The 15,258-nt window shown below is 67.9% G+C and carries 16 protein-coding genes and 2 tRNA genes; 13 read left to right on the top strand and 5 right to left on the bottom strand.

Annotated features, from left to right (window positions below; genetic code table 11):
- Nucleotides 1–23: 23 nt before the first annotated feature.
- A complete protein-coding gene (locus tag ABIE21_RS06430) occupies nucleotides 24–221 on the top strand; it encodes a hypothetical protein (RefSeq protein WP_354023943.1) in 198 nt (65 codons plus the stop codon).
- Between the two features lies 1 nt (nucleotide 222).
- Here ABIE21_RS06430 and ABIE21_RS06425 read toward each other — a convergent pair whose 3' ends face one another.
- Both ABIE21_RS06425 and ABIE21_RS06420 read right to left on the bottom strand, forming a co-directional pair.
- Nucleotides 223–363 (bottom strand): hypothetical protein, encoded by a 141-nt coding sequence (locus tag ABIE21_RS06425; protein ID WP_354023942.1) that lies wholly within the window; start codon nucleotides 361–363, stop codon nucleotides 223–225.
- Complete coding sequence (locus ABIE21_RS06420) at nucleotides 360–1,760, bottom strand: APC family permease (RefSeq protein ID WP_354023941.1); 1,401 nt, start codon at nucleotides 1,758–1,760, stop codon at nucleotides 360–362. The genes ABIE21_RS06425 and ABIE21_RS06420 overlap by 4 nt, the downstream gene beginning before the upstream one ends.
- Nucleotides 1,761–1,907: 147 nt before the next feature.
- On the opposite strand from ABIE21_RS06420, the gene ABIE21_RS06415 reads away from it, so the two are divergent.
- Nucleotides 1,908–2,690 carry an MBL fold metallo-hydrolase gene (locus ABIE21_RS06415; protein ID WP_354023940.1) on the top strand — a complete coding sequence of 261 codons (783 nt, stop codon included), beginning with the start codon at nucleotides 1,908–1,910 and terminating at the stop codon, nucleotides 2,688–2,690.
- Nucleotides 2,691–2,708: 18 nt separating this feature from the next.
- On the opposite strand, the gene ABIE21_RS06410 is transcribed toward ABIE21_RS06415, so the two are convergent.
- Entirely contained in the window at nucleotides 2,709–3,608 is a 900-nt protein-coding gene (locus ABIE21_RS06410) for an LLM class flavin-dependent oxidoreductase (protein ID WP_354023939.1), read from the bottom strand.
- Between the two features lie 120 nt (nucleotides 3,609–3,728).
- Here ABIE21_RS06410 and ABIE21_RS06405 point away from each other — a divergent pair, with 120 nt between their 5' ends.
- Nucleotides 3,729–4,142 (top strand): hypothetical protein, encoded by a 414-nt coding sequence (locus ABIE21_RS06405; RefSeq protein WP_354023938.1) that lies wholly within the window; start codon nucleotides 3,729–3,731, stop codon nucleotides 4,140–4,142.
- 13 nt (nucleotides 4,143–4,155) lie between these two features.
- On the opposite strand, the gene ABIE21_RS06400 is transcribed toward ABIE21_RS06405, so the two are convergent.
- Nucleotides 4,156–4,229 (bottom strand) — tRNA-Gly (locus ABIE21_RS06400).
- A gap of 164 nt (nucleotides 4,230–4,393) precedes the next feature.
- Between ABIE21_RS06400 and ABIE21_RS06395 the strand changes: the two genes are divergently transcribed.
- The 8 genes from ABIE21_RS06395 to ABIE21_RS06360 all read left to right on the top strand — a co-directional run bounded on the left by ABIE21_RS06395 (nucleotide 4,394) and on the right by ABIE21_RS06360 (nucleotide 13,076).
- Complete coding sequence (locus ABIE21_RS06395; RefSeq protein WP_354023937.1) at nucleotides 4,394–6,268, top strand: CASTOR/POLLUX-related putative ion channel; 1,875 nt, start codon at nucleotides 4,394–4,396, stop codon at nucleotides 6,266–6,268.
- 62 nt (nucleotides 6,269–6,330) lie between these two features.
- Nucleotides 6,331–7,071 (top strand): histidine phosphatase family protein, encoded by a 741-nt coding sequence (locus tag ABIE21_RS06390; protein WP_354023936.1) that lies wholly within the window; start codon nucleotides 6,331–6,333, stop codon nucleotides 7,069–7,071.
- Nucleotides 7,055–7,978, top strand: coding sequence for an NAD(P)H-hydrate dehydratase (locus ABIE21_RS06385; protein WP_354023935.1), 924 nt, complete (start codon nucleotides 7,055–7,057; stop codon nucleotides 7,976–7,978). Before ABIE21_RS06390 ends, ABIE21_RS06385 begins: the two co-directional genes overlap by 17 nt.
- Before the next feature lie 67 nt (nucleotides 7,979–8,045).
- A tRNA-Pro gene (locus tag ABIE21_RS06380) sits at nucleotides 8,046–8,119 on the top strand.
- Between the two features lie 59 nt (nucleotides 8,120–8,178).
- The gene (tig, locus tag ABIE21_RS06375; RefSeq protein WP_354023934.1) at nucleotides 8,179–9,603 is read left to right on the top strand and encodes a trigger factor; all 1,425 of its coding nucleotides are present in this window, start codon (nucleotides 8,179–8,181) and stop codon (nucleotides 9,601–9,603) included.
- A gap of 61 nt (nucleotides 9,604–9,664) precedes the next feature.
- Nucleotides 9,665–10,867: a trans-sulfuration enzyme family protein gene (locus ABIE21_RS06370; protein ID WP_354023933.1), complete on the top strand. Its 1,203-nt coding sequence runs from the start codon at nucleotides 9,665–9,667 to the stop codon at nucleotides 10,865–10,867.
- 23 nt (nucleotides 10,868–10,890) lie between these two features.
- Nucleotides 10,891–11,730, top strand: coding sequence for a hypothetical protein (locus tag ABIE21_RS06365; RefSeq protein WP_354023932.1), 840 nt, complete (start codon nucleotides 10,891–10,893; stop codon nucleotides 11,728–11,730).
- A 53-nt stretch (nucleotides 11,731–11,783) separates the two neighbouring features.
- The gene (locus tag ABIE21_RS06360) at nucleotides 11,784–13,076 is read left to right on the top strand and encodes a hypothetical protein (RefSeq protein WP_354023931.1); all 1,293 of its coding nucleotides are present in this window, start codon (nucleotides 11,784–11,786) and stop codon (nucleotides 13,074–13,076) included.
- Nucleotides 13,077–13,083: 7 nt separating this feature from the next.
- Here ABIE21_RS06360 and ABIE21_RS06355 read toward each other — a convergent pair whose 3' ends face one another.
- Nucleotides 13,084–13,584, bottom strand: a complete 501-nt coding sequence (locus ABIE21_RS06355) for a tetratricopeptide repeat protein (RefSeq protein ID WP_354023930.1) — start codon at nucleotides 13,582–13,584, stop codon at nucleotides 13,084–13,086.
- Between the two features lie 121 nt (nucleotides 13,585–13,705).
- On the opposite strand from ABIE21_RS06355, the gene ABIE21_RS06350 reads away from it, so the two are divergent.
- Complete coding sequence (locus ABIE21_RS06350) at nucleotides 13,706–14,326, top strand: ATP-dependent Clp protease proteolytic subunit (RefSeq protein WP_354023929.1); 621 nt, start codon at nucleotides 13,706–13,708, stop codon at nucleotides 14,324–14,326.
- Nucleotides 14,327–14,335: 9 nt separating this feature from the next.
- The gene (locus tag ABIE21_RS06345; protein ID WP_354023928.1) at nucleotides 14,336–14,995 is read left to right on the top strand and encodes an ATP-dependent Clp protease proteolytic subunit; all 660 of its coding nucleotides are present in this window, start codon (nucleotides 14,336–14,338) and stop codon (nucleotides 14,993–14,995) included.
- The last annotated feature ends 263 nt before the right edge of the window (nucleotides 14,996–15,258 follow it).

Here is a 15,258-nt window from a genome sequence, read left to right as displayed (position 1 = left end):
GGCGTCCCCACGTCGTTGTGCCGATGTCCGGCGTCGAGAGGCGCTCGATCAGCTACGCGGACGCCGACGGATGGCGCTGCTTCTACCCGCTGACCCGTGGCCACCTCTCCGCGGCCGAGGCTCGTGCCGTTCTGCGGAGGGAGCGAGGTATGCCGGAAGAGACCGCAGAGGAGGCGGCGGCGGCCGAGTTCGTGCTCGTCGTCGGGCCCGAGCGGTTCTGACCTACTTCTCCGGCCGGTCGTCCTTCTCCGGTGACGGATCCGTCTTGGTGGTCCCGCTCGCGTCTTCTCCGACCTCGCGGATCGACCGGAGGGCGTCGTCGAGTTCCGCCTCGGCGGGGGTCTTGTCGTCGGGCGTGCTCATTCTCGTTCTCCTTCTGGTGCGGCGTTTTCGTTCTGGTTCGGAGACGAAGGTGCGATGCCGGCGCCGGACGTGCGTCGCGCGAGCCGGGTCACGACGTAGAGCACGCAGCCGACCGCGACGATGACGCCGCTGCGCAGCCAGACCTCACCGCTCTGCTGCGTGAGCAGCACGACGCACGAGAGTGCGCCCAGCACGGGGAGGAAGCTCCACGCTCGGAAGTGCTTGTGCTCGACAGGGTCGCGGCGCAGCACCAGCACCGCGATGTTGGTGGAGAGGAAGACCAGCAGCAGAAGCAGTACGACCGTCTCGGCGAGGGTGGCGATGCTGCCCGTGACGGTCAGCAGCATGGCCACGACGGTCGTGGTCGCGATCGCCACCCACGGCGTTCCGCGCTTGGCCAGCACCCTGCTGAACACGGGCGGGATGAGACCCTGCGCGCTCATGCCGTAGGTGAGGCGGCTAGACATGATCATCGTCAGCAGGGCGCCGTTCGCCACGGCAACGAGCGCGATGGCGCTGAACAGCCACGCGGGGATCCCCGCCCCGGTCGCCGTGATCACGGTGAGGAGCGGCCCGGTCGACTCGGCCAGCTCGCTCGAGGGCACGGCGATCGAGGCGGCGGTGCCGACGAGCACGTAGAGCACGCCCGCCGTCGCGAGCGCACCGAAGAGCGCCTTCGGGTACACCCGGGAAGGGTCGCGCACCTCTTCGATGACGTTGGCGCTGGTCTCGAACCCGACGAACGAGTAGTAGGCGAGCAGGGCCGCTCCGAAGATCGCGAACACGGGCTGCGATCCCTCCTCGAACCGCACCGCGCGCCCGACGTCGCCGCCTCCGCCGCCCAGCATGAGGCCCACGGCGACGACGACGAGCACGAGGCCCGTGGTCTCGATCACCGTCATGACCAGGTTGGCCCGAACCGACTCCTTGATGCCGCGGGCGTTCAGCAGGCCGATCGCGGCGAGGAAGACGACCGCGCCGAGCACCGGCGGAACGTCGATGAAGGTGGCGAGGTAGTCGCCCGCGAAGGCGAGCGCGAGGCCGGCCGCGCTGACCACACCGGCGGCCAGCATGCAGAACCCGACGAGGAACGAGATCAGCGGCTTGCCGTAGGCGCGTTCCGCGAACACCGCCGAACCGCCGGCGCGCGGGTACTTCGTCACCAGCTCCGCATACGAGGCGGCGGTGAGCAGGGCGAGGGCGAGGGCCACGAGCATGGGAACCCAGGTGACTCCGCCCACCTCCCCGGAGATCTGGCCGACGAGGGCGTAGATTCCCGCGCCGAGCACGTCGCCGAGGATGAACAGGTAGAGCATCTTCCCCGAGATATTGCGCTTGAGAGCGGATGGCTCGGGGGTGACGGTCTCTGGGGTGGTGCTTGTCGCCGGGTTGGTCATCCCCTCACCGTAATGAGGACCCCGTTCCGATTCCTCGCCTTGCCAACGGGCGCCGTTTGTGGTGTGTGTCGGCCGGGGCGCAACCCTCGGATGCGGCTCCGCGTCGCACGGATAGCCTGTGGAACCCGAGTCAGTGAGAGGACGACGATGAATACCCCGAGCGCGGAGCCCACGGAAGGCAGCACCCGATTCACCCGAAACGTCGGCCGCGGCATCCATCGGCTGCAGCACGCCTACGTCAACTGCTATCTGCTCGAAGACGAGAGCGGCGTGACCGTCGTCGACACCGCCCTCCCGCACACGTGGCCGTTGATCCGCCGAGCCCTGAGGGCGATCGGGCGGGGGCCGTCCGACGTGGCCGCCGTGGTGCTCACCCACGCACATTTCGACCATCTGGGGTTCGCGGCCCGCGCGCAGAAGGAGTGGTCGGTGCCGGTCTTCGCGCATCCGCTCGAGACGTACATAGCGCGGCATCCCTATCGCTACGCGCACGAACGCTCGCGGCTGATCTATCCGCTGCGACACCCGGGGTCTATACCCGTGCTCGGCCGCATGGCGGCGGAGGGCGCGTTGAACGTGCGGGGGATCACCGATCTCGCGCGGATGGATCCGGGTCACGAGCTCGACGTGCCCGGGCGCCCGCGGGTGGTCTTCACGCCGGGTCACACCTTCGGGCACTGCGCCCTGCACCTGCCGGAGTCCGACGCACTGCTCACCGGAGACGCGCTGGTGACCCTCGACCCGTACACCGGGCGGGTGGGACCCCAGATCGTCTCCGGCGCCGCGACCGCCGACAGCACCGCCGCACTCTCGTCGCTCGCAGCGCTCGAGGACACCGATGCACGCATCGTGCTTCCCGGGCACGGTCAGCCGTGGAGGCTCGGCATCCGGGCCGCCGTGCGTGAGGCGCGGGCGTCCGGACCGTCGTGATCGTTCTCGCTACGGCGCTCAGATCGTGAACCGACCGTCCTCGGGCAGGCGCGCCGCGACCTCGAGCAGGACCTCCTCCGAGCCGGCGTAGACGCCGTCGGCGCGGGGCCAGTGCGAGATCACGTCGGTGAAGCCGAGCTCGCTCGCGCGACCGGTCAGCTCATCGAACGCTGCGACGCTCGAGAGCGAGTACGTGCCGCCCGAGTCGAGCGAGAGGTAGCGGTCGATCGAGCGCGGGTCGCGTCCTGCGGACTCGGCCGTGTCGTCGAGCCGCTTCGTGAGCTCGGTGACCGCGCGCCACCAGTCGTCGCCCGTGACGCCCTCCGGTCCGGTCGTCACCCAGCCCTGCCCGAATCGCGACACCAGAGCGAGCCCCTTCGGCCCGTTCGCGGCGATCACGAAGGGCAGCCTCGGCGACTGGGCCGGCGTTCCCACCATCCGCGCGTTCACCGCGTCGGACCATTCGCCGCCGAAGGAGATGCCGTCGGAGTCGTCTTCCTCGAATCGCAACAGCGTGTCGAGACGCTCGACGAACTCGGCGAACCGGTCGTGCCGCTGCCGCGGCGTGTACTCCGGCTGCCCGAGCACGAAGGCGTCGAAGCCGGTGCCACCCGAGCCCACGCCCAGCACGAGACGGCCGCCGGCGATGTCGTCGACGGTGGCGAGCTCTTTGGCGAAGGGCACGGGATGCCTGAAATTGGGGGATGCGACGAAGGTTCCGAGCCCGATGCGCGAGGTCACCGCGGCCGCCGCGGTGAGCGTCGGCACCGTCGCGCCCCACGGCTCGCCCGCTAGCGATCGCCAGGAGAGATGGTCGTACGTCCACGCGTGATCGAAGCCGAGTTGCTCGGCGAGCATCCATTTCCTCCTGGCCTCCGGCCAGCCGTACTGGGGCAGGATCACGATTCCATGGCGCATGCGCCCAGTCTGCCAACTTATGCGCGAAGGGTCGAACGTCACATAATCGGCCCGGCTCCGGTCATACCTAGTGACGACGGCAGTCGGTGCCGCGGTCACCACGAAAGGACGAGGCGCGCCATGACGCTGACAGCCAGAGGGAAGCCGAGACAGCCGCACGTCGGTTCGTCGATGACCTGGGAGCGCGTTCTGCGGCCGGTGCGCCACCGCGCGGTGCACGCCCTCCGGGTCGCCGCCGAGCACGGCGACACCGGTCGGCTGGGCGAACTCCTCGATCCCGCAGTCGCGGTGGTGGTCGAGTCCGGCGACGCAGAGAATCCTCTGATCCGGATGGTGAGCGGCACGTACGACGCGGTTCCGGTGCTGGTCCACGGCCTCTCGGCGCAGCGGGGTCAGGTCGTCGACGAACGCCCGGTGAACGGGTACGCGGGCCTGGTGCTCAGTCGCGACGACGAGCGCACGGCGGCAGTCACGGTGGACTTCGCCGGACGGCTCATCCGGTCGGTGTGGATCCGACTGAGTCCGCAGGGCTAGCGGGGAGAGAATCTGGAGGGGCTGACGGGAATCGAACCCGCATCATTAGTTTGGAAGACTAAGGCTTTACCACTAAGCTACAGCCCCGAAATCGGCGGAATTGCGCCGGTATTCGAGTATTCAGTTGTCTGCGCGCCCAGCGGGGAGAACCTCCGCGAGCGCCGAAGAACACTGTACCCGAACTGGGGCGTAATTTTCGACGACCCCGAGCGCTAGGCTTACGCGACAGTTTCGAGCGTATGGGGGAAGCGATGAACAAGACCGGCTTTGGGGAGCGTTTCCGCTACTGGTTCGACGGCGTGATGTCGAAGGGCACGATCGCGATCATCGGCCTGCTGGCTCTCGTCACCGTGGCTTTCATCGCCGTCATCGCCGCGGTCGTCGCGATCTTCCGCCTCGGGCCAGAGGGCGACCCCGAGATGAGCTTCTCCGAGGCGATGTGGGGCAGCCTCATGCGCACGCTCGACAGCGGCACCATGGGCGGCGACGCCGGCACCGGATACCGCGTGCTGATGCTCATCGTCACCATCGGCGGCGTGGTCGTTGTCGCGAGCCTCATCGGTATCATCTCCGGCGCGTTCGACTCCAAGGTCGAAGACCTGCGCAAGGGCCGCTCGAAGGTGCTCGAGAACGACCACACGCTCATCCTCGGCTGGAGCTCGAAAGTCTTCCCGATCGTCTCCGAGCTCGTCGTCGCCAACGAGTCGCGCAAGCGTCCCGTCGTGGTGATCCTCGCCGACCGCGACAAGGTCGAGATGGAGGACGAGCTGCGCGCGCAGCTTCCCGCCACGGGCAAGACGCGCATCATCGTGCGCAGCGGCGACCCGATGAACCTGCGCGACCTCGAGATCAGCAACCCGCACACCGCACGCAGCATCATCATCCTCGCCGAGGAGGTGGGCGACGACCCCGACGCCATCGTCATCAAGACCGCGCTCGCGCTCACCAACAACCCCAACCGCAAGGCCGGCGACTACCACATCGTCGGAGAGGTGCAGGAGCCGGCGAGCATGGAGGCCGCCCGCCTCGTCGGACGCCACGAGGCCCACTGGGTGCTCGCCAGCGACCTCATCAGCCGCATCACGGTGCAGAGCTGCCGGCAGAGCGGCCTGAGCGTCGTCTACACCGAACTGCTCGACTTCGACGGCGACGAGATCTACTTCAGTCGCCAGCCCGAGCTCGTCGGCAAGAGCTACTTCGCCGCGCAGCTGTCGTTCTCCGATTCATCCGTCATCGGCCTCGTCAAGGGCGGCGCCGTCATGATCAATCCCGACGCCGACACCGTCGTCGAGTCGGGCGACGAGCTCATCCTCATCGCCGAGGATGACAGCGCCATCCGCGTCTCGGCGCCCGCGGCAGCCGACATCGCGGCGATCGCACCGTTCACCGCACTCACGCACGCCCCGGAGCGCACGCTCGTGCTCGGATTCAACGCCGGGCTCCACGCCATGGTGCGCGAGCTCAGCGAGTACGTAGCCTTCGGCTCCGAAGTGGTCGTGGTCGCCGACGTCGAGACTCCCGAGTTCGAGCAGTTCCGCAACATGGCCGTGCGATTCACCAGAGCGGATGCCACGAACCGTGCCGTTCTCGATGCGCTCGAGGTCGCCGGCTTCGACCACGTCATCGTGCTCGCCTACAAGGAGACGCTCGACACCCAGCGCGCCGACGCGAAGACGCTCATCACCCTCCTGCAACTGCGCGACATCGAGGAGAAGGCCGGTATCGACCTCAACATCGTCAGCGAGATGCTCGACGACCGCAACCGCGAGCTCGCCGAGGTCACCAAGGCCGACGACTTCATCGTCAGCGACAAGCTGATCAGCCTCATGCTCTCGCAGGTGTCGGAGAACAAGCAGCTCACCGAGGTCTTCGAGACGCTGTTCTCGAGCGCCGGCAGCGAGGTGTACCTGCGTCCCTTCGAGAACTACATCGTGGCGGGTGCGGAGGTCGACTTCTACACCGTGCTCGAGGCCGCCCGCCAGCGCGGGGAGACGGCCATCGGCTACCGCAGCGCTGCCCGGTCGCGCAGCGCCGCCGACGCCTACGGCGTCACGATCAACCCGAGAAAGCACGACGCGATCCGTTTCGCGGCCGGTGACAAGATCATCGTGCTCGCCGAGGACTAACGCCCGACGGCCGGGGGCGCAAGCCTTAGCCGTGCTCCCGAGGCGCAATTAGCCTCGAGGCCATGGCTGTCCACGAACTCTGGCTCGTCCGTCACGGCGAGAGCGTCGCCAACCTGGCCGCGACGGCCGCGGAGGCAGCGGGGCTCGACGTCGTCACGGTCGACCTGCGCGACGCCGATGTTCCGTTGTCGGAAGCGGGGGAGGAGCAGGCCGCGGCGCTCGGCGAATGGATCGCCGCACTTCCCGAGAGCGAACGTCCGGCATCGGCGTGGGCGTCGAGCTACCTGCGCGCCCGGCAGACCGTTGAGATCGCCCTCGAACCGCTCGGAGGCTCGATTCCCGTCGTCGTCGACGAGCGGCTGCGCGACCGGGAGCTGGGCGTGCTCGACCTGCTCACCTCGCACGGGGCGGAGGCGCGCTACCCCGACGAGATGGTGCGCAGGCGCTGGCTCGGCAAGTTCTACTACCGACCGCCAGGAGGCGAGTCGTGGGCCGACCTCGCACTGCGCGTGCGGTCGTTGCTCGTCGACCTGGAGCGGCAGTCCACAGCCGAGCGCGTGCTCGTCGTCGCCCACGACGCCGTCGTTATGAACTTCATCTACGTGTGCACGGGCATCGGCGAGGCGGAGCTTCTCGAGTTCGCCCGCACCCACACCGTGGCCAACGCCTCGGTGACCCGGCTGAGCCGCGCGGCCGACTCCGGGCTCTGGCAGCTCGACGCATTCTCGCTGGCCGACCACCTCGCCGCCGCGGGAGCGCCGGTCACACTGCACGAGGGGAACCCCGATGTCCGACCGCACTGATGTACCGAGCGGCACGCAGCCCGTCGAGGTGACGGCCGAGACTCTCGCCGGCTGGCCGCTGCCCGAGGCGGGCGATTCGAAGTACGGGCGCGGGGAGGTCACCGTCGTCGGTGGCGCGCTGCGATCCCCCGGCGCGGCGCTGCTGGCCGGCAGCGCGGCCCTGCGCGTCGGTGCTGGCCGACTGACGCTCGCGGTGGGGGAGTCGGTCGCCGCGCACGTCGCGGTGGCGCTGCCCGAGTGCGGCGTCGTGCCGTTGAAGGAGACCGCCGGGAGGAACGTGAGCGGGTTCGGCCTCGGGGCCGCATCCGACGACCTGGGCGGAGCCGACGCGGTTCTCCTCGGTCCGGGACTCGACGACCCGGAGGAGACGGAGGTCATGGTTCGCGAGCTGCACCGATTCGTCAGCGACGACGCCGTCGTCGTGCTCGACGCGTTCGGACTCGGCGTGCTGCCCGGTCTGCCGAACGCCGTCGACGACTTCGCCGGGCGCCTCGTGCTCACTCCGAACAAGGTAGAGGCGGCGCGCCTGCTCGAGCGGGAGCTCGACGATCTGCAGACCGACGTCGTCGAGATCGCCCGCCGCTACCGCGCGGTCGTCACCTGCTACGGCGTGGTGGCGGCGCCCGACGGGCGGGTGTGGACCATCCCCGGCGGGTTCCCCGGGCTCGGGACTTCGGGCAGCGGCGACGTGCTCGCCGGAGCGATCACCGGCCTCTGCGCTCGCGGGGCCACACCCGAGCAGGCCGCCGTCTGGGCTAGCTTCGCGCACGTCGCGGTGGGTGTCCGGCTCGCGCGAGACATCGCCCCGCTCGGCTTTCTGGCCAGCGAGATGCTCGACGTGCTGCCGGGCGTGATCGCGGAAATCCCCGCGCACCCTCAAGAAATGCGCACAGCCGAACTCCGCTAGACTTGCCGAGGCCAAATTGGGTTGCGCGTGCGCGACCAGGAAGCGGCAGTGATCAGCACGGATTTCCCGGGGCGTAGCTCAGCTTGGTAGAGCGCTCGGTTTGGGACCGAGAGGCCGCAGGTTCGAATCCTGTCGCCCCGACACAGTTAGTAATTTTGCCAAACGGACTGTCAAGTAACGAACATCAGGAGATACCCATCGTGAAGACCACGGTCGAAAAGCTCAGCCCCACCCGCGTGAAGCTCAGCATTTCTGTTACGCCCGAAGAGCTGCGCCCCAGCATCGATCACGCTTACGAGCACATCGGTACGCAGGTCAACATCCCCGGCTTCCGCAAGGGCAAGATCCCGCCGCAGCTCATCGACCAGCGCGTCGGTCGCGGCGAGGTGCTCAACCACGCGGTCAACGACGGACTCGACAAGTTCTACAAGCAGGCCGTCAGCGAAGAGAAGATCCGCACCCTCGGCCGCCCCGAGGCCGACATCTCCGAGTGGCCGAGCGAGAAGGACTTCTCCGGAGACCTCGTCCTCGCCATCGAGGTCGACGTGCGCCCCGACTTCGAGCTGCCGAACTACGAGGGAATCACCCTCACCGTCGAAGAGGCCAAGGTCTCTGCCGACGACGTCAAGGACGAGCTCGACAACCTGCGCAGCCGCTTCGGCACGCTCGTCACCGTCGACCGCCCAGCCAAGAAGGGCGACTTCGCCCAGATCGACCTGGTCGCCACCATCGGCGGCAACGAGGTAGACACCGCCAACGCCATCTCCTACGAGGTCGGCTCCGGTGAGCTCATCGACGGCATCGACGAGGCGCTCGACTCGCTCAGCGCCGGCGAGACCACCACCTTCGAGTCCGAGCTGCTCGGCGGCGACAACGCCGGCGAGAAGGCCCAGATCGTCGTGAACCTCCTCGCCGTCAAGGAGCGCGAGCTTCCCGAGGCCGACGACGACTTCGCGCAGGTGGCGAGCCAGTTCGACACCATCAAGGAGCTCAAGGCCGACATCAAGGCGCAGGTCGCCAAGTCGAAGACCTTCGGCCAGGGTGCAGAGGCGCGCGACCAGATCGTCGACGTTCTGCTCAAGGACGTCGAGATCCCCGTTCCCGCGAAGCTCGTCGAAGACGAGGTGCACCGTCACCTCGAGAACGAGAACCGTCTCGAAGACGAGGTGCACCGCGCAGAGGTCGCCGAGTCGAGCGAGAAGACGTTCCGCACCCAGATCCTCCTCGACTCCATCGCGGAGAAGGAAGAGATCAAGGTCAGCCAGGACGAGCTCACCCAGTACCTGATCCAGGGCGCAGCGCAGTACGGCATGGAGCCGGGCGAGTTCATCCAGGTGCTCGACAAGAACGGCCAGATCCCCGGGATGATCGGCGAGGTCGCCCGCTCGAAGGCCCTCGCGGTGGTACTCGGCAAGGCGAACGTCGTCGACACCAAGGGCAACAAGATCGACGTCTCGGAGTTCACCGCAGGCTTCGACTCCAACGACGAGTCGACCGACGACGACGGCTTCGACACGTCCGACGCCGCCGCGATGCTCGGACAGGCCAACGCCTCGTCCGGCTCCGAGCGCGACAGCCACGGCCGCAAGGCCAACAACGAGCACTTCGGTCACGACCACAAGTAGTCCGCTGTAACGAAGGGCCCGACACGAGAGTGTCGGGCCCTTCGTCGTCTAGCGTTGGTCTATGAGCGACCGTCCCGACAAGCACATTCCAACCACGCTGCATCCGCTCACCCAGGCGGTGCACGCCGGCAACGAGATCGATCGGGGCTCCGGCGCCCTGCGCACCCCGATCGTGATGGCGAACTCCTACGCGCTGCCCGACGACCCGTCGCAGATCAGCTGGTCGGGCACCGACGTCCCCCTCTACACGCGCAACAGCGGCGTCAACCAGCTGGCGCTGCAGGCCAAGCTGGCCGCACTCGAGGGCGGAGAAGACGCCGTCGCGCTCGCCAGCGGGGTCGCCGCGCTGCACGCCGTGTTCTTCACGTTCCTGTCGACGGGCGACCACGTCGTCGTCGCCGACGTCACCTACGAGGCGACGTGGCGGCTGTTCACCGAGCTGCTGCCCTACAAGTACGGCATCCAGGTCACCATGGTCGACGCGAGCGACCTCGACGCGGTGCGGGCCGCGGTGCGGCCGGAGACGCGCCTCGTGCATATCGAGTCGATCGCCAACCCGACGACGAAAGTGACGGATGTCGCGGGCGTCGCAGCCATCGCCCACGACGCCGGCGCGCTGCTCTCGATCGACAACACCTTCTCGCCGCCGTTCGTATTCCGTCCGATCGAGCACGGCGCCGACCTCGTGGTGCACTCGCTCACCAAGTACATCAACGGGCACGGAGACGCGATGGGCGGCGCGGTCATCGGCAGCGCAGACCTGGTGCGGCAGATCAAGCAGGACGCCATGGTCGACGTGGGCGGCGTCATCAGCCCGTTCAACGCCTGGCTGATCATGCGCGGCTCGGTCACCCTGCCGCTGCGTCTGCGCCAGCACGTGCGGTCGGCGCAGGCGATCGCCGAGTTTCTGGAAGCCGACCCGCGGGTGGCGTACGTCGCCTACCCTGGTCTCCCGTCGCATCCGCAGCACGAACTCGCCGCGGCGCAGTTCGGGGGAGCGTTCGGCGGCATGATGGCGTTCGCGGTCGACGGCGACCCCGAAACCCAGAACCGGTTCGCCGCAAACCTGCGGGTGATCACCTCGGCGGTCTCGCTCGGACACGACGAGTCGCTCATCGTGCACGTGGGCACCTCCGGACCGCGCGTCGCCGCGTACCCGCCGCAGTTCGCGCAGTGGGGCCACCTGCGGTTCTCGGTCGGGCTCGAAGACACCGGCGACCTCGTCGCCGACCTCTCGGCGGCGCTCGACGCGACGTTCCGGTGAGACCCCATGGTCTAACGTGAGGGGTGATTAGAACCGCTTCCGCATCCTCCCGGCGCACCGCGCGCACCGTCGCCCTGGTCGTGGGCGCCGGTCTGGTGCTCTCCCTCGCGGTGGGCTGCACGTACAAGCCGCTGGTCTCGGGCGAGCTCGAGGGCCTCGCCGACGATCTCGCCGAACTGCCCGGAGTGGCAGACATCAGGCTCTACACCTCCGACTCGCCGTTCTCCGACGAGTCGACGGTGACCGTCGAGCTCGCCCCCGACTTCGATCGCGCCGATCTCGGTGCGGTGCGCGACGCGACCTGTACTGCCGACCTCCGCAACGAACCCGGGATCACCCTGCGATACGAGTTCGCCGGGGGAGCCGTCTTGCTGCAGGGTCCGATGTCGCGCTGCTGGACGCAGCCGCTCCTCTTCGTCGAGGCACTGCCGGCGTTCGCTGACCACGCAGACGAGTTTTGCACCGTCAACTGGGGCGAATACGCCGACGGCAGCGCGAAGGCCGAATTCGACATCAGGCTAGGCGACATGACGGAGGATCGCGAGCTGTCGACCGACGGTGTGGGTGCGCAGGCGGCCCTGTTGGGCGACGTGCTCGCCGCACTGCGCGACGACGGCACGGCCATCTCGGGGTCGATCGACGGCATCGCCTTCTCGGAGACGACCCTCGTCCGGGCCCGAGCGGCGGTCGCGGTGATCGTCGATCTGACGGCCCGCTACCCGGTATGGTCCGCGTCCGCGGGCGATGTCACGGAGGTCACGCTCGTCTCCACCGACCCCGCAATCGTCGCCGAGGCGACGGCCTACCTTGCGGCGACCTATCCCGACTTCCCCGTCGGCGTCACGAGCGCGCCAGAAAACTAGCCGCGGCCGCCCTCGATGCGACGTTCCCGTTGAACACCGCGTAACGTGAGGGAATGAAACTTTCACGCACGACACTTGTCGCCTCAGCGGTGCTCGGGGCGTGCGTGATTCCCCTCGTGCTATCGGGGTGCTCCTCGCCCGAACAGCTGCAGGCTCAGCGCGAGGCCGTCGACCGGTTCAGCGCCCAGCTCGAGGAGCTGCCATTCGTGCGCGACACCTCTGTGACGACCAACCGATCCGTGCCCTGGTCGTTGACGGCGAACGTGGCCGTCGATCTCGAACCGGTCACCGATCGCGCCGCCCTCGACGAGCTGCACGACCTCGCCTGTTCGATCGACGTCTCGCCCTCTCCATCGGTCACCCTGAACTACCTCTTCGCGAGCGGGGCCACCCTGACCCAGGAACGGCTCGGGCAGTGCTGGACCGAGCCGTTGGCCTTCGCGGAGGTCATTCCCGCACTCACCGTGCACGAGTCGGTCATCAGCGGGGTGGAATGGGAGGAACGTGCCGACGAAGACGGCACGACCCTCGACGTGGTGGTCGGTCTGAACGAGCCATCCACCGTCGCCAGCTCGACCGTCGTCTCCGGCGACCTGCTCTCGGCACTGGTCGACGACGGCACCCTCGTCGCGCTCCAGGCGCCTGGCATCGAGATCTCCAACGGCCCGCTCGTCGACGCGACGACCGTGGTCGCGGTAGCGGCCGACCTCGCCGCAAAATACCCGCTGCTGCGAGTGACGTTCGAAGAGAAGGGGCTCTTCGTCGAGCTGGCGACCGACGTCGCGGGCATAACCGAGGAAGCGCAGGCCTATCTCGCGGCCACGTACCCCGCCCTCACGATCACCGCGGTGGTCGACTCCACCGACGCCGTCGACGGCTCGTCGCCCGGCCAGGACATGCTCGACGCGACCGACCTCGTGCGGGAGTCCGGGCTCGCGCAGACGGCCAGGGCCGGTCAGAACCAGATGTCGGTGACGACCGCCACCACCGCCGCGAACCTCGAGATCGTCGAGCTGCTGGAGTCAGAGGGACACGGCGACGTCAGGGTGAAGTTCACCACAACGCCGGCCGACGGGCCGAAGCTCTCCATCGAATCGGGCAGCCAGTCGCCGCTCGCCCCGATCCACGTCACCGACGCCGCGGTCATCGTGAAGGCGCTCGCGCCGCTCGGCACCGTCGACTCGGTGCAGTACACGCCCAGCCACCTCAAGGTGTACCTCGCCGACGACGTCTACGACGACAAGGCATCGATCGAGAAGGCCGAGAAGGCGTTGCGTGCGGTCGTCGAGTCGGGCAAGGTCGGAGCCTTCAGCTTCGTCGAACTGAACAACAGAAACCTCGAGTGAGCGGCGGTCAGCCGCCGCGCAGCTCCAGCGCGTAGCGGCGCACCGCGTTCGAATACACCGGCAGGCTCTGCGACAGGGCGACGAGGGCGACGGATGCGGCGTCCCGCTCGCGACCGGCGGTGACCAGCGCCAGCGCGAGGAACGCCGCGCCGGGCGCTGTCCACTCGTCGGCGGGGTGCAGTTCGAGGTGATCGCTCAGCAGCGCGACAGCCTCCTCGGCGCGGCCGAGGTTGCGCAGGGTGCTGGCGAGCTGAATCACGGCCTGCGGGCGGCGTTCGCCGTCGAGGCCGGCCGCGATGGCCGCGCGGTAGAGGGGCTCGGCGTCGGACTCGCGCCCGAGGTAGTCGCGGACACTCGCGGACTCGAACAGTGCTGCCGGGTCATCCGCCCCACGCTCCGTCGTGCGCTCGGCGACGAGCGCGTCGATGCTCGCGAGCACAGCCTCGTCGCTCAGCCCATCGGCGGCCGCCCACACCTCGGCCACCCGCGAGTCCCACGATTGCGTCATTGCAGCAGCCTAACTTCGCGTGAGGACGGCGCTCCCCAATCTGCCGTAGGCGAACACGCCGGTTTCGCCGCGTTACCTCCAGTAGATTCGAAACAAGTTACAACTGAAACGGAGCGCAACAATGGCCCAACCGGCATTGGTCAGCAGTGTTTTCGACCAACTCCTCTCTGACCGCATCATCTGGCTCGGCTCAGAGGTGCGCGATGACAACGCCAACGAAATTTGCGCGAAGATCCTGCTGCTTGCGGCAGAAGACTCGAAGCGCGACATCTACCTCTACATCAACTCGCCCGGCGGCTCGATCACTGCCGGAATGGCGATCTACGACACGATGAAGTTCGTACCGAACGACATCGTCACCGTGGGAATCGGAATGGCCGCCTCGATGGGCCAGTTCCTGCTGTCCTCGGGCACGAAGGGCAAGCGCTACATCACGCCCAACGCCCGCGTTCTGCTGCACCAGCCGTCCGGTGGCTTCGGTGGTACCTCCGCCGACATCCAGACTCAGGCCTTCGTCATCCTCGACATGAAGAAGCGCATGGCAGAGCTCACGGCAGAGCAGACCGGCAAGTCGATCGAGCAGGTGCTCATCGACAACGACCGTGACAACTGGTTCGACGCGAAGGGTGCTCTCGAGTACGGTTTCGTCGACCACATCCGCGAGTACGCCTCCACCGTCGTCGGCGGCGGCGGAACGGATGACACCGTCTCCGACGACCCCGACATCGCGGCTAAGAACTAGGAATCGACCATGGACAACTACAACTTCGGTGGCGTCGCCCGTCCTTCGGCCGAGTCCCGTTACATCCTGCCCACCTTCGAAGAGCGCACGGCCTACGGCTACAAGCGCCAGGACCCGTACGCGAAACTGTTCGAAGACCGCATCGTGTTCCTCGGCGTTCAGATCGACGACGCTTCGGCGGACGACGTGATGGCGCAGCTTCTCGTTCTCGAGAGCCAGGACCCTGACCGCGACATCGTGATGTACATCAACTCGCCCGGTGGATCGTTCACCGCGATGACGGCGATCTACGACACGATGCAGTACATCAAGCCGCAGATCCAGACGGTCGTGCTCGGCCAGGCGGCTTCCGCCGCCGCCGTGCTCATGGCCGCCGGAACGCCGGGCAAGCGCCTCGCCCTGCCGAACGCACGCATCCTGATCCACCAGCCCTCGACCGGTGACGCCGGCCGCGGACAGGCGTCGGACATCGAGATCCAGGCCGCCGAGATCCTCCGCATGCGCGGCTGGCTCGAGTCGACCCTGTCGCACCACTCCAACCGCACGGTGGAGCAGGTGAACAAGGACATCGACCGCGACAAGATCCTCAGCGCGGCCGAGGCCCTCGACTACGGTCTCATCGACCAGGTGCTCGACAGCCGCAAGAACGTGCCCGCGATCACCGCGTAACCATCTCGCACGCTCGCTGAAGGCCGCTCCCCGCTCGGGGAGCGGCCTTTCGCGTGTGCGGGTTGCGGTTCCGGTCGAGCAGCGTGACCCGCCGCGAGCCGTTGGTGGAGCCGCGCCGCCTGCGGCACGTTTCGGAACTCTCGCGCCTCGGAGAACCGCGAGCCGCGCCATCCGCTCGGAAATTCAGGAGTTACGGGTGCTCCACCCCGGCTGCGCCTCGCCAACTCAGGGGAGCGGCTCGGCTCGTGGGCGCTAACTCCTGA

It is taken from the genome of Conyzicola nivalis (genome assembly GCF_040548875.1).
Classification (GTDB): domain Bacteria; phylum Actinomycetota; class Actinomycetes; order Actinomycetales; family Microbacteriaceae; genus Conyzicola; species Conyzicola nivalis_A.
Note: the sequence above shows the minus strand (reverse complement) of the source record. Positions and strands in the feature narration are given on the sequence as shown.

What these genes read in the sequence shown, in the direction of transcription:
- ABIE21_RS06430 (WP_354023943.1), top strand. Translation starts at nt 24, where the DNA reads ATGTCCGGCGTCGAGAGGCGCTCGATCAGCTACGCGGACGCCGACGGA.
- ABIE21_RS06425 (WP_354023942.1), bottom strand. Translation starts at nt 363, where the DNA reads ATGAGCACGCCCGACGACAAGACCCCCGCCGAGGCGGAACTCGACGAC.
- ABIE21_RS06420 (WP_354023941.1), bottom strand. Translation starts at nt 1,760, where the DNA reads ATGACCAACCCGGCGACAAGCACCACCCCAGAGACCGTCACCCCCGAG.
- ABIE21_RS06415 (WP_354023940.1), top strand. Translation starts at nt 1,908, where the DNA reads ATGAATACCCCGAGCGCGGAGCCCACGGAAGGCAGCACCCGATTCACC.
- ABIE21_RS06410 (WP_354023939.1), bottom strand. Translation starts at nt 3,608, where the DNA reads ATGCGCCATGGAATCGTGATCCTGCCCCAGTACGGCTGGCCGGAGGCC.
- ABIE21_RS06405 (WP_354023938.1), top strand. Translation starts at nt 3,729, where the DNA reads ATGACGCTGACAGCCAGAGGGAAGCCGAGACAGCCGCACGTCGGTTCG.
- ABIE21_RS06395 (WP_354023937.1), top strand. Translation starts at nt 4,394, where the DNA reads ATGAACAAGACCGGCTTTGGGGAGCGTTTCCGCTACTGGTTCGACGGC.
- ABIE21_RS06390 (WP_354023936.1), top strand. Translation starts at nt 6,331, where the DNA reads ATGGCTGTCCACGAACTCTGGCTCGTCCGTCACGGCGAGAGCGTCGCC.
- ABIE21_RS06385 (WP_354023935.1), top strand. Translation starts at nt 7,055, where the DNA reads ATGTCCGACCGCACTGATGTACCGAGCGGCACGCAGCCCGTCGAGGTG.
- ABIE21_RS06370 (WP_354023933.1), top strand. Translation starts at nt 9,665, where the DNA reads ATGAGCGACCGTCCCGACAAGCACATTCCAACCACGCTGCATCCGCTC.
- ABIE21_RS06360 (WP_354023931.1), top strand. Translation starts at nt 11,784, where the DNA reads ATGAAACTTTCACGCACGACACTTGTCGCCTCAGCGGTGCTCGGGGCG.
- ABIE21_RS06355 (WP_354023930.1), bottom strand. Translation starts at nt 13,584, where the DNA reads ATGACGCAATCGTGGGACTCGCGGGTGGCCGAGGTGTGGGCGGCCGCC.
- ABIE21_RS06350 (WP_354023929.1), top strand. Translation starts at nt 13,706, where the DNA reads ATGGCCCAACCGGCATTGGTCAGCAGTGTTTTCGACCAACTCCTCTCT.
- ABIE21_RS06345 (WP_354023928.1), top strand. Translation starts at nt 14,336, where the DNA reads ATGGACAACTACAACTTCGGTGGCGTCGCCCGTCCTTCGGCCGAGTCC.